11 protein-coding genes are annotated in these 12,799 nt (G+C 52.9%); 9 read left to right on the forward strand and 2 right to left on the reverse strand.

From position 1 onward, the window contains the following. The first annotated feature begins 26 nt into the window (after positions 1-26). The 8 genes from ACY2VT_RS02075 (at position 27) to ACY2VT_RS02110 (ending at position 7,794) form a co-directional block, all read left to right on the forward strand. Positions 27-1,976 carry a fructose-1,6-bisphosphatase gene (locus ACY2VT_RS02075; protein ID WP_461878695.1) on the forward strand — a complete coding sequence of 650 codons (1,950 nt, stop codon included), beginning with the start codon at positions 27-29 and terminating at the stop codon, positions 1,974-1,976. 100 nt (positions 1,977-2,076) lie between these two features. Beyond that, positions 2,077-3,126 carry an L-threonylcarbamoyladenylate synthase gene (locus tag ACY2VT_RS02080; RefSeq protein WP_461873702.1) on the forward strand — a complete coding sequence of 350 codons (1,050 nt, stop codon included), beginning with the start codon at positions 2,077-2,079 and terminating at the stop codon, positions 3,124-3,126. Between the two features lie 2 nt (positions 3,127-3,128). Next, positions 3,129-3,587: an arsenate reductase/protein-tyrosine-phosphatase family protein gene (locus ACY2VT_RS02085; protein WP_055218690.1), complete on the forward strand. Its 459-nt coding sequence runs from the start codon at positions 3,129-3,131 to the stop codon at positions 3,585-3,587. After that, entirely contained in the window at positions 3,584-4,027 is a 444-nt protein-coding gene (gene rpiB / locus ACY2VT_RS02090) for a ribose 5-phosphate isomerase B (protein ID WP_055218692.1), read from the forward strand. The genes ACY2VT_RS02085 and rpiB overlap by 4 nt, the downstream gene beginning before the upstream one ends. Before the next feature lie 28 nt (positions 4,028-4,055). After that, entirely contained in the window at positions 4,056-4,685 is a 630-nt protein-coding gene (gene upp, locus ACY2VT_RS02095) for a uracil phosphoribosyltransferase (RefSeq protein WP_461873703.1), read from the forward strand. A 43-nt stretch (positions 4,686-4,728) separates the two neighbouring features. Continuing rightward, entirely contained in the window at positions 4,729-5,217 is a 489-nt protein-coding gene (locus ACY2VT_RS02100; protein ID WP_461873704.1) for a deoxycytidylate deaminase, read from the forward strand. A gap of 94 nt (positions 5,218-5,311) precedes the next feature. Further along, positions 5,312-6,211, forward strand: coding sequence for an AraC family transcriptional regulator (locus ACY2VT_RS02105; RefSeq protein ID WP_461878696.1), 900 nt, complete (start codon positions 5,312-5,314; stop codon positions 6,209-6,211). A 92-nt stretch (positions 6,212-6,303) separates the two neighbouring features. After that, a complete protein-coding gene (locus tag ACY2VT_RS02110; protein WP_461878697.1) occupies positions 6,304-7,794 on the forward strand; it encodes a glycoside hydrolase family 30 protein in 1,491 nt (496 codons plus the stop codon). Positions 7,795-7,869: 75 nt separating this feature from the next. Here ACY2VT_RS02110 and ACY2VT_RS02115 read toward each other — a convergent pair whose 3' ends face one another. Continuing rightward, the gene (locus ACY2VT_RS02115; RefSeq protein WP_461878699.1) at positions 7,870-9,279 is read right to left on the reverse strand and encodes an AI-2E family transporter; all 1,410 of its coding nucleotides are present in this window, start codon (positions 9,277-9,279) and stop codon (positions 7,870-7,872) included. Between the two features lie 141 nt (positions 9,280-9,420). Here ACY2VT_RS02115 and ACY2VT_RS02120 point away from each other — a divergent pair, with 141 nt between their 5' ends. Continuing rightward, on the forward strand, positions 9,421-10,749 hold the full coding sequence (locus ACY2VT_RS02120) for a CCA tRNA nucleotidyltransferase (RefSeq protein ID WP_461878700.1): 1,329 nt from the start codon (positions 9,421-9,423) through the stop codon (positions 10,747-10,749). A 73-nt stretch (positions 10,750-10,822) separates the two neighbouring features. Here the strand turns inward: ACY2VT_RS02120 and ACY2VT_RS02125 are convergent, their stop codons facing one another. Next, entirely contained in the window at positions 10,823-12,688 is a 1,866-nt protein-coding gene (locus ACY2VT_RS02125) for a beta-N-acetylhexosaminidase (protein WP_461878701.1), read from the reverse strand. Positions 12,689-12,799: the final 111 nt, after the last annotated feature.

The raw sequence follows: 12,799 nt of genomic DNA on the forward strand, positions 1-12,799 counted from the left end.
AAAAACAACCCAGGCAGGAGGTCCTCATGGAAAACGAAAAAAATTATCTGGAATATCTCGCAGAATTGTATCCGACCATCGAAAAAGCAGCGACCGAAATCATCAATCTGCAGTCCGTTATCAACCTTCCCAAAGGCACGGAGCATTTCCTTTCGGATATTCATGGCGAATACGAAGCCTTTTCTCATGTACTCCGCAACGGTTCCGGTGCCGTGCGAAAGAAGATTGACGATGTTTTCGGCCACACGCTCGGCATCTCGGAAAAACGCGCGCTTGCGACCCTCATCTATTACCCGAGAGAGCGCCTGGAGATGGAGAAAAAACAGCAGGAGGATATCGATGACTGGTACAAGGTCATGCTGTACCGCCTGATCGACGTCTGCAAAATCGTTTCTTCCAAATACACCCGTGCCAAAGTGCGGAAAGCCCTGCCGGCGGATTATGGCTATATCATCGAGGAGCTGATCACCGAAAAGCCGGAGGTGCTCGACAAAGAAGCATACTACGAGGCGATCATTCAGACTATCCTCGAAATCGGAAGCGCCGAGAACTTCATCATTGCCGTGGCAGAGCTGATCCAGCGTCTCGTTGTCGATCATCTCCACATCATCGGCGATATCTTTGACCGCGGTCCGGAGCCGTATAAAATCATGGACTGCCTGATGAATTACCATTCCCTCGATATCCAGTGGGGCAACCACGATGTGCTCTGGATGGGCGCAGCGACCGGCCAGCCGGCGTGCGTGGCCAGCACGATCCGCATCTGCCTCCACTACGGCAATCTCGATGTGCTGGAGGACGGCTACGGCATCAATATGCTTCCGCTTGCCACCTTTGCTCTCGAGACGTACGGCGATGATCCGTGCGAATGCTTTGCCGCAAAAGGCGGCGAGGACAGCGGAAATTCCCAGCAGATGCTGGAGCGCCGCATGCACAAGGCCATCACCGTAATGCAGTTAAAGCTCGAGAACCGTCTGATCCGTGAAAACCCGGAATACGGCATGGAAAACCGCCGTCTGCTGGAACAGATCGATTACCAGAACGGAACGGTGACGATTGGGGAGAAAACGTATGCCCTGCGTGACACGAGTTTTCCGACCATCGACCCGGCGCATCCGGACGAGCTGACAGAAAAAGAGGCAGAAGTGCTTGATAAGCTGATCTTCGCCTTCCGCAACAGCGAAAAACTGCAGGCGCACGTCGATTTCCTGCTCAAAAAAGGAAGCCTCTACCGCGTCTACAATGGAAATCTGCTGTATCACGGCTGTATGCCGATGAATGAGGACGGCACCTTAAAAGAGGTACAGGTCGACGGAAAGAAATACAAGGGAAAAGCACTGTACGATATCCTCGAGCACAACGTGCGCCGCGCATTTGTAAGCCGTGATCCAAAAAAACGGGAGCAGGGCCGCAATACGCTGTGGTATCTGTGGACCGCGCCGAATTCCCCTCTGTACGGCCGCGACAAGATGACAACATTTGAGCGGTATTTCCTCGCAGAAAAAGAGACCTGGACCGAGGTGAAAAACGCGTATTACCGCCTGATCGAGAAAGAAGAGACGGCGGACCGGATCTTACAGGAGTTCGGGCTTGCCGGTGAAAATGTACATATTATCAACGGCCACGTCCCGGTACACCAGAGTGCCGGTGAGAGCCCGGTCAAATGCGGCGGCAAGGTGCTGATCATCGACGGCGGCTTCTGCAGAGCATATCACAAAGAGACCGGCATCGCGGGCTACACGCTGATCTACAACTCGTACGGCCTCAGCCTCACCGCGCACGAGCCGTTTGAATCGACGGAAAAAGCAATCCAGGAGGAGAAGGATATTGTATCCCGCCAGGTGGCGGTGCGGTACAACATGAAGCGCCAGTTAGTCGGCGATACGGATCAGGGACGGCAGATCCGGCAGCGCATCCGTGAATTAAAGGAACTGATCGAGGCGTACCGCACGGCTCAGTTAAAAGAGCTTCTTTAAATCAAGGGTTTTCAACTGCGCCGGAAAATGGTATAATCAAAACAGTGTGCGCAGATGGAAACACTGTGCACTGGAACAGATGGAAAGAAGGAAGAAACATATGAGGGCATGGATTGCCAGGATGACAGAAGATAACATAGATCAGAGCGCGATCGAAAAAGCAGGAGAGATTCTGAAAAACGGCGGTCTGGCGGCATTCCCGACCGAGACCGTATATGGTCTTGGCGGAAATGCGCTGGATGCCAAAGCTTCCGAGAAAATTTATGCGGCAAAGGGCCGTCCGTCGGACAACCCGCTGATCGTCCACATCGGAAGAATGGAGGACCTCGAAACCGTAGCGGCAAACGTGCCGGAGAGTGCACGCAGACTGGCAGCCGCATGCTGGCCGGGACCGCTGACGATGATTTTTGAGAAAACGGATGCCGTTCCGCTCGAGACGACGGGAGGCCTTACTTCCGTTGCAGTTCGTTACCCGAGCAACAAAGTGGCAAACGCGCTGATCTTAGCCGGAGGCGGCTTCATCGCAGCGCCGAGCGCCAATACATCAGGCCGGCCGAGCCCGACGAAAGCCGAGCATGTGATTGAGGACCTCGGGGACAAAATTGACTGTATCATCGACGGAGGAGACGCCGAGATCGGCCTCGAATCCACCATCGTCGATTTTACAGAGGAGATTCCGACGATTCTCCGCCCGGGCTATTACAACAAAGAGATGCTGGAAAAAGTGCTTGGAACCGTGCGTGTCGATCCGGGAATCCTTGCGGAGGACAGCCATGTGCGTCCGAAGGCACCGGGCATGCGCTACAAACATTATGCGCCGAAGGCAGACCTTACGATTATCCAGGGCGAGATGGAACGGGTGATTCCGGAAATCAACCGCCTTGCCGCGGAACAGGAAAAGGCAGGAAAGAAAGTGGGCGTAATCTGCACCGATGAGACACGGGAGCAGTACACCACAGGAGATATCAAGAGCATCGGGCTGCGCGCAGAAGATGAGACGATCGCGCATCACCTGTTTGCGATTCTGCGCGACTTCGATGAGGACGGCGTGGAAGTGATTTATTCCGAGGCTTTCGACACCCCGCGTATGGGGCAGGCGATCATGAACCGCCTGTTAAAAGCCGCAGGCCACAAAGTAGCAGAGGTATAACAGTGAAACATTACAGCAGGATTTTATTTGTGGACGCGGACGATACCGCGCGCGCACCGATGGCGAAGGCGATTCTGCAGAGCAAAGAGCTTCCGTGGCCGATGGAAATCGGTTCCCGCGGGCTTGTCGTTCTGTTTCCGCAGCCGGTCAACCAGAAGGTGGAGGCAGTGCTTGCGCGCAACGGGCTTTCGGCCAAAGACCACACCACCACACCGCTTACCGCGGAGGACATCAACGACGACACGCTGCTTCTTGTGATGGAGGACAGTCAGAGGGAAAAGATCCGTGAGGACTTCCCGGATGCGCCCCATCTGCAGACGATCGCCGGATTTCTGCGGCTGGCAGGAGACATCCCCGCCCTTTACGGGGAACCGCTTACCGAATACGGAAAATGTTATGAAGCGCTGGAATTCCTGATTGAAGGTGTTCTTGCGCGGCTGAAAGAGGAGGAAGAACAATGATAGCTTTAGGATGCGACCACGGCGGATATGAGCTGATGCAGGAGGTAAAAGCATATCTGGACAAACAGGGACTGGAATATCAGGACTTCGGATGCTACAGCAACGAGGCAGTTGATTATCCGGTTTATGCCAGAAAAGTAGGCCATGCGATTCAGAACGGAACGTGTGATAAGGGAATCCTGATCTGCGGAACCGGAATCGGCATTTCTATCACGGCAAACAAAATGGAAGGAATCCGTGCAGCACTCTGCACCGACTGCTTCTGCGCAGAGGCAACCCGCCTGCACAACGATGCCAACGTACTGGCGATGGGAGGACGCGTTGTAGGCCCTGGCCTTGCAATCAAAATCGTAGAAACCTTCCTGAACACTCCATTTTCCGGAGAAGAGCGTCACGAACGCCGGATTCACTTGATTGAGCATGAAGGCGAAAATGAATAAATTTTAAACAAAACAAAGGAGAAGGAAAATGGCAAGAACAGTCATCATGGATCACCCGCTGATCCAGCACAAAATCGGTATTATCAGAAAGAAAGACACAAGCTCCAAGGAGTTCCGGGAGATGATCAGCGAGATTGCAATGCTGATGTGCTACGAGGCAACCAGAGAGCTGCCGCTCGCAGACGTTGAAATTGAAACCCCGATCTGCAAAACAACCGTAAAAGAGCTCGAAGGAAAGAAAATGGCAGTTGTGCCGATCCTCCGTGCCGGTCTTGGTATGGTAGAAGGTATGCTGGCTATGATTCCGGCAGCAAAAATCGGACACATCGGTCTGTACCGTGATCCGGAAACCCTGGCACCGGTTGAGTATTACTGCAAACTTCCGTCAGACATCGCAAGCCGTGAAGTATTTGTAACCGACCCGATGCTGGCAACCGGCGGTTCTGCAACAGCAGCCATCACCATGCTGAAAGAAAAAGGCGCAAAGAAGATCCACTTCATGTGCATCATCGCATCTCCGGAAGGAATCGAGAAAATGCATGAGGTTCACCCGGATGTCGATGTTTTCGTCGGAGCACTGGATGACCATCTGAACGAGCACGGCTACATTGTACCAGGCCTCGGCGATGCCGGAGACCGTATCTTCGGTACGAAATAAGAGCGGACGCAAAGTACATTAAGAAAACACAGGGGAAATGGGTATGAGCGATAAACGAGAGGATTATATTTCCTGGGATGAATATTTCATGGCAGTTGCCCAGCTTGCCGGTATGCGCTCGAAGGATCCGCACACCCAGGTGGGAGCCTGCATTGTGAGCGAGGACAACAAGATTCTGTCCATGGGATACAACGGTTTCCCGAAAGGCTGCTCGGACGACGAGTTCCCGTGGGGAAAGACAAGTGAAAATCCGCTGGAAAACAAGTATCTTTACACAACGCACAGTGAACTGAACGCCATCCTGAATTACCGCGGCGGAAGCCTCGAGGGAGCCAAGCTGTATGTGACATTGTTCCCATGCAACGAGTGCTGCAAGGCGATTATCCAGGCGGGAATCAAAACGGTGATCTACGACTGCGACAAGTACGCGGACACCCCGTCCGTGATCGCATCGAAACGGATGATGAAGGCGTCCGGAGTCATTTTTCAGAAATACCACCGCACAGGGCGGGAAATTACCATGTCCCTGTAGCAGAAAAGATAATAGAAGGAGCGCGCCTGAACGAACAGAAAGTTCAGACGCGCTTCGTCTGTATACACGAAAAGACAAGAAACGGGAGGGCACCATGGAGAGCAATTTCGAATGGATTACGGCAAACGGGGATATCGGCATCCGCTTTTTCCACAGCATCGACGACGGCGGCTACAGCAACCCGCCGCACTGGCACAACGATCTGGAGATCATTTATCTTCTGGAAGGCCGTCTGAAAGTGCGTTTCGGTGACGGCGGCGAGCGGCAGATCGGGGCAGATGAACTTCTCGTCATCAACTCCGGCACGATCCACGCCGTGACAGCCTATCCGAATCAGGCCATCGTCCTGCAGGTTCCGTACGAGATGCTGCTGCAGTACATGGAGCATTACGATCAGCTTTACTTTGTTGTGGATGAAAGACCGGCCAGTGAGGCGGAAAAACAAAAGCTCGCAGAATTCAAAGCAGTTCTCCGGGAGATGGACGAGGTGTACGGTGCACAGAAAGAAGGGTATCAGTTAAAATTCGACAGCCTTCTTCTTGAAGCGCTGTACCGCTTACAGGTGGACTATGCGGTGCGGATCGGAAAAGAACACATTCCGCAGAATCAGAAGGCTGTACAGCAGATCCGCGAGGTTATGCGGTATATTGAGGAGCATTACGCCGAAAAGCTGACGGTGGCGCAGGTCGCGGAGCACTTTGGTTATACGCCGAATTATCTGTCGAAGCTTCTGAAACGGTACCTCGGTCTGACGGTCTACCAGTATCTGTATGAAATCCGGCTCGACCGGATCTGCCGCGACCTGCAGCATCCCGAGGCGCGGATCATGGAACTTCTGCCGAAACACGGCTGCGAAAACTACAAGTCGGTGTCGCGTCTGTTTAAGGAGCGGTACGGCTGCGGCATGAAGGAAATGCAGAAGCGGTATGAAAAGGAAAAAGGAGACCGCCCGATGGGTCAGTGGGTAAGAATCAGAAAAGCGGAAATGCCCTAATTTTCTGCCGAAAAAGGCACTAAACAAGAAGAAGAGAGCATGGTATAGTGGAAGCATGAAACAGCGGATTTTCAGTAAATGCCGCAAAACATGTGAAAAATGGAGTATGGAAAATGAAAGCAAAACAGATTACAACGTACCATGTAAAAGGGGAAGCAAAAACCTGGGAAAAAGCGCTGGCACCGGAAGACGAGTCCAAGAGCGTAAAAATGATTGAGTCGAATGTCATCAACCTGTATCCGGACTTTGAGTTCCAGACCATCGAGGGCTTCGGCGGCGCCATGACCGAGAGCAGCGCATACCTGCTGTCCCGTATGGATGAGGAAACACAGAATCAGGCCCTGCAGGATATTTTCGGACCGGACGGCCTTCATGCAAGATTTGTCCGCGTGCCGATCGACAGCTGTGACTATTCCCTTGAGGAGTATCAGGCAGTCGCAGACCCGATCGCAGACCCGGATCTGGCAACCTTCTCGATCGACCGCGACCGCAAATATGTCCTTCCGATGCTGAAAAAAGCCATCGAAATCTCCGCAGAGCCGATCAGTGTTCTGATGAGCCCGTGGTCTCCGCCGTATCAGTGGAAAACTGCGCCGAAGATCGCAAAGAATGATGCTGCTGTTTACGGTGCAATGGGAATGCCGGTTCCGGAAGAGATTCCGCAGAGAAACCACGGCGGCAGCCTGAAACCGGAGTATTACGGAAGCTGGGCAAAATACGTCGTAAAATATCTGCAGGCATACCTCAATGAGGGAATCCCGGTGACGATGCTGAGCCTGCAGAATGAGACCGTAGCGGCTACCACCTGGGACAGCTGCGTATGGACACCGGAAGAGTCCAAAACCTACCTGAAAGATTATTTGTATCCGGAGATGAAAAAAGCAGGCCTGACGGACAAGATCGGCATCTTCATCTGGGATCACAACAAAGAGCGTATGATCGAGCACGTTCTGACTGTTCTGGACGAGGAGACCATGGACATGGTAGCCGGTATCGCATTCCACTGGTATTCCGGCGACCACTTCGAGGCTGTTGAGCTGATGAAACAGAAATACCCGGATAAAACCTTCATGCTTTCCGAGTGCTGTGCCCTTCACATGCCGGGCAGAATCGGTTTTGGCGACGGCGGTTTCGGACCGGTGAACTTCCAGACACCAGAGTACGTCGATTACCTTGACGCCGCAGATTATGCACACGATATGATCGGAAACCTGAACGCCGGCATGAACCGCTGGATCGACTGGAACTTCCTCGTAGACAAAGACGGCGGCCCGCGCCACGTACCGATGGGATTCACCTCAGGTCTGATTGTAGATGATGATTTCCATTACCGCAAACCGATCATGTACCACTACATCGGCCACATTTCCAAATATATTGCTCCGGGTGCAAAACGCATCGGCTGGAGCAAATACGGAGCAAACCTGGATGTAACGGCCGCAGTCAATCCGGACGGAAGCTACGTTGTGATTCTGCTGAACCGCACAAAAGAGGATTCTGGCTGCTTCCTGCGTGTCAACGGACATATCATGCGTGTCGATCTTCCGGCAGAGACACTCAGCACGGTTGTAATCGAGAAATAAAAAGCAAAAATAAGAAAATGCCTTCTGTGCAGAATGAAAACAGTCTGCACAGAAGGCATTTTTGTAAGATACGATTTATTTTTGAACGGAATCGGAAGAATCTGAGTTTTTCTCTTCGGTCGAAGGCTTTGCCGGTGTATACGGCGCATCAACCGGAGGCTCTTCCGTGGCCAGCTTTGTCAGCGCTTTGCGCAGCCGGTAGCCCGGGAAGTGGAAGACTTCGGCCTCGTCGATCTTCTTTTTCTGATATGGGATCGCCTGTCTCGTTTCCGGATCAATGTGGTCCATGTGGAAGTAAAACGCATCGTCATCCGGCAGATGATGTTTTTCCAGACGACGGTTGGCGAAGTTGCGGCAGACCGTGCAGATAATGGCACAGACCGGAACGGCGATGATCATGCCAAAGACACCCCAGAAGCCGCCGCCGATCAGAATCGAGATGATGATCAGGAAGCTGGACACGCCGGTCGTCTCGCCGAGGATTTTCGGTCCTAAGAAGTTTCCGTCAAACTGCTGCAGGAGAACGACGAAAATCAGGAAATACAGCGCCTGCAGAGGGTTGATCAGAAGGATCAGCAAGAGACACGGAACGGCGCCGAGGACCGGGCCGAAAAACGGAATGATATTCGTCACACCGATGATTACGCTGACCAGCAGTGCGTACGGGGTGCCGATCAGGCTCGTCACAAGATAGCAGATGGCACCGATGATGATCGAATCGATGACTTTTCCAACGAGGAATCCGCTGAATTCCTGGTTCACATACTGGCAGTCGCGGATCACGGCATTTCCGTGCTCCAGACCGAGCAGCGCGTAGACTGCTTTTTTCAGCTTGGCAATGTAGCTTTCCTTGTTGTACAGCATGTAGATCGCAACGATCGCGCCAAGCAGAATGTTTTTGAAGAACGTAACCATGTTGACGAGCTGTCCGGAGAGGTTCAGAAGGAACGTACGGAGCATCGGCATCAGGTCATTGGTCAGCCAGTTGGAAAGCTTTGCGGAGAACGTGGAGATGTACTGGTCTGCCGTCTGCTGCATCTCCGGGTAATTCGCCAGCACTTTTGTGGCAAAATCCTGAATGTTGTTTGCGTAGTTGGAGAAGTTGGAGACGATGTTTGTGATACTTGAGAACAGCTCCGGGATCAGGGTCGCAATGAGTCCGTACAGCGCGAAAAGCATGGCGACGTACGTCAGAAGAATCAAAAGCGCCCGCACAAGCTTTTTGCAGCGTACCGACTGTGTTTTTCCGTGCCGGGCAAAGAGTCTGGCGATGATCCGCTGTTCTATGAAGTTAATGATCGGGCTGATCACATAGGCGAGAATCAGGGCTGCAATCAGGGGGGAGAGAATGTCGAGGACATTGTGAAAGGCGGTCCGCACAGAAGTCTGGTGGAAGAGCAGGTAGTAAAAAATCATGGACGCTGCAAGTACCAGAAAGGCAGTAACGCCGGCCCGGACATATTTTCGGTAACGATCCAGTTTCATAAAAATGTAAATCCCCTTTCGAATTTTATTAACCTCTATTATACACATGCAATCCCCAAAATACAACCGCAACCACACTTGCGGGAAAAAAAGGAAACTGCTATACTGGAAAAGCAGATTTAGAAAAAGGAGATAACAAATTTGAAGATAAAAATGCCGCCAAGCGTAAATATGGTAATCGATTCCCTGCATGCGAAAGGCTTCGAGGCGTATGCGGTCGGAGGCTGTGTGCGCGATACGATTCTTGCGCGGGAGCCGGACGACTGGGATATTACAACCTCTGCTTCCCCACAGCAGGTAAAAGAAATTTTTGACCGCACCGTGGATACGGGACTGGAGCACGGAACGGTAACAGTTCTGGCCGGAAGCGGCGCGCACGAGGTCACGACGTACCGCATCGACGGAGAGTATGAGGACGGCCGCCATCCGAAAGAAGTGGTCTTTACCTCCAGCCTCGCCGAGGATCTGCGCCGCCGTGATTTTACGATCAATGCGATGGCATACAACAACGAAGAGGGGCTTGTCGATCTGTTCGATGGAATCAGGGATTTACAGCGCAAAGTCATCCGCTGTGTCGGAAATCCGACCGAGCGGTTCAGTGAGGATGCACTGCGGATCCTGCGTGCCCTCCGCTTTTCCGCACAGCTCGGCTTCAAACTCGATCCGGCAACACTGGATGCCATCATAGCACTCGCGCCGACGCTTGAAAAAATCAGCGCCGAGCGGATCCGTGTGGAACTGAATAAACTGCTGATCTCGAAGCGGCCGGAGTATATGGAGGCCGTCTATGAGGCGGGTATTACAAAGATTGTGCTGCCGGAGTTTGATGAACTGATGAAAACGCCGCAGAACAATCCGCACCACTGCTATAATGTCGGTGAGCACACGATTGCCGCTCTGCAGCACGTTCCGGCAGATCCGATTCTGCGCTGGACGATGCTGCTCCACGACATTGCAAAACCGGTGTGCCGTACAACGGATGAGGCCGGCATCGATCATTTTAAAGGCCACGCACCGGCGGGGGAGAAAATGGCGAAAGCGATTCTGCGCCGTCTGAAATTCGACAACGAAACCATCCGCCAGGTCGCAGCATTGATCCGCTGGCATGACTGCCGCATGGCTCCGGAGAAACCGGTGATCCGCCGTATTCTGAACAAACTCGGCCCGGAGCTGTTCGAAAAACTGATGATTGTGCAGGAAGCCGATACGATGGCCAAAAGCCTGTACCAGCGGGAGGAAACCCTGGAACGGATCGGGAAGGTAAGGGAGTGCGTCAGAGAAATTCTCGACGACGGCGACTGCTTTACGTTGAAAACGCTGGCCGTTTCCGGCAAAGATCTGATGGAACTCGGTGTCCCGAAAGGCCCGAAAATCGGCGAATGCCTGAACGCGGCGCTGGAAGAAGTGATGAAAGATCCGGTGAAGAATACAAAAGAATACCTGACAGAGTACGTAAAAACACTGCTGTAAAGCCAAAACGGCAAACAAGAGAGCCGGGGACAGAACAATCCGTCCCCGGCTCTCTTTTGTTTTTTTGCTGGTTTTATGCGTTCAGATCACGCAGCAGATCCGCATACCAGCAGAACACATGGGCAATGCGGTACAGTTCGCTCTCCTTGGAGACGGTGCGCCACAGCTCTTTATAGCTGTGCAGCCACCGTTCGAGATTTCCGGCGAGTGCAAAACAGTCTTCTTTCTCCGGCAGAGTGCCCTCGGAAAGAAGGGAAGCGCGCAGGAACGGCAGCAGGCGGTTCAGCACTTTCAGGCCGTCTGCGGCGAGCAGGTACGCATAGATCATCGGACGGTTCTCCGGGCGGACGGTGCCGGCTTTCTCGTACAGAACAGCGCAGAGTGCGTCGATCGAAGCGTTGGAAGCATCCGCATCGCCTTCTGCGCAGGAGCGGAGCAGTTCGGCAGCCTCTTCTTTGTCCTGATGCAGTTCGAGTGCTTCCTGTACCATAACGGCGGTGCGCCACGGATACGCATCCTGATGGCAGAGAAGATCGAGCACGGAAACGAGTTTTCCGGAAGCATCACCAAATTCCAGAACAGAGATCTGGCGGTTGATTTCCTCCTCCGGCAGAATGTCTGCATTCCAGGAGAACGCCGCGCCGTAGATCATGCCGATGCGGGAGAAGTCCGGGTGATTGATGTGGCCGTAATCGCCCCAGTCAGTGTTCAGAAGTCCCATCGCATGGCATTCATGGCCATAGCGCGCCATTCTGGAAATGTTTTCATACGCCTCATGATACTTGTTGATGAGCTGGTTCCATCCCTGTACGCCCGGGCAGACATACAGATGTTCGGCACCGGAATTGGCAAGGCGGGTCAGGCGCTCCGACGAAACATTTGCCGCATAATCCCAGTGGAGGCAGATCAGGTTCTTCGGCAGGAGATGATACACCTCCGGCTCCTGGCTGATGACATCACTCCAGAACATCGGCGTGCGGCCGGATTCAGTGATATAGTTGGCAAGCTCTGTCACAAACTCGGTGTAGATGACGGTGGTTCCCTTTTCCTCGGCGAGTGCGCGGGAAGCCCCTTTTCCAAGGTCAAACGTTTCATCGGCACAGAGATTGAAATACTTCGAGGAGAAGAGCTGCATATATTCGGAAAGAATGTGTTTGGCAAGGGAGAGGCTCTCCGGGTTTGTGATATCGAGAGTATGGTGCGCCTGGCGGTCATAGAAGGAGAACGGAGCCGAAGCAGAGCCTTCCAGTTCGCACAGATGTGCATACGATTTCGTGCAGAGCAGCTTGTACAGATGGCCGAAGCTTGCAAGCGACGGAACGAGATCAATGCCAAGTCCTTTGCAGTAGCGGTCCAGCTCGAGGATGTCCTCTGCAGTGAGCGGCGTATCGTCGCGCCACATCTCGGTCAGATCGTCGAAGAGATAGCTGTGCTCGATGTAGAGCTGAAGCTGATTGATTTTATAGAAGCTCAAGGTGTCGGCAAGCTGTTTCAGATAGGAAAGCGTCGGAACGCGTCCGCGGGTCACATCGTGGTAGAAGCCGCGGTTTTCCATGGCCGGTTTGTCGGAGATCAGGACGGTTGGAAGAACAGCACCTGCCTGGCGGATCATCTGACGGAGCGTCTGCACGCCGTAGAGAACGCCGCTTTCCAGAGATCCGCAGATGGTGATGTTTTCCGGTGTGACAGCGAGGGTATAAGCCTCACGGGATAATTCCGGAGAAGCAGTCAGATAGATCAGGTGTGATCCAACCGGCTGATGACGGCGGCAGATGGCAGGACGGAATCCTGTCTGTGTCTCAATCTCCTGCTGCAGAAGCTGTGCTGCAGAAAAAAGCTCAGCCGGGCTCTCGGAATCGAGAAAAATGCGGCTGTCATAGTGAATCGTAAAAGTGCCCTCTCCGTAGGAAAGAGAAGATGGCTGTGGTAAGAAAATCATAAAAACCCTCCTTAAAATAAAGTGATTTTAGAGAACCCCATAACAGGTGTGTTTCAGCCTGTCAAGTTTGGAATATTTTACCATGTGGTGAAATTAAAAACAATGAAATAA

It is taken from the genome of Fusicatenibacter sp. (assembly GCF_050872605.1).
Classification (GTDB): Bacteria; Bacillota; Clostridia; order Lachnospirales; family Lachnospiraceae; genus Fusicatenibacter.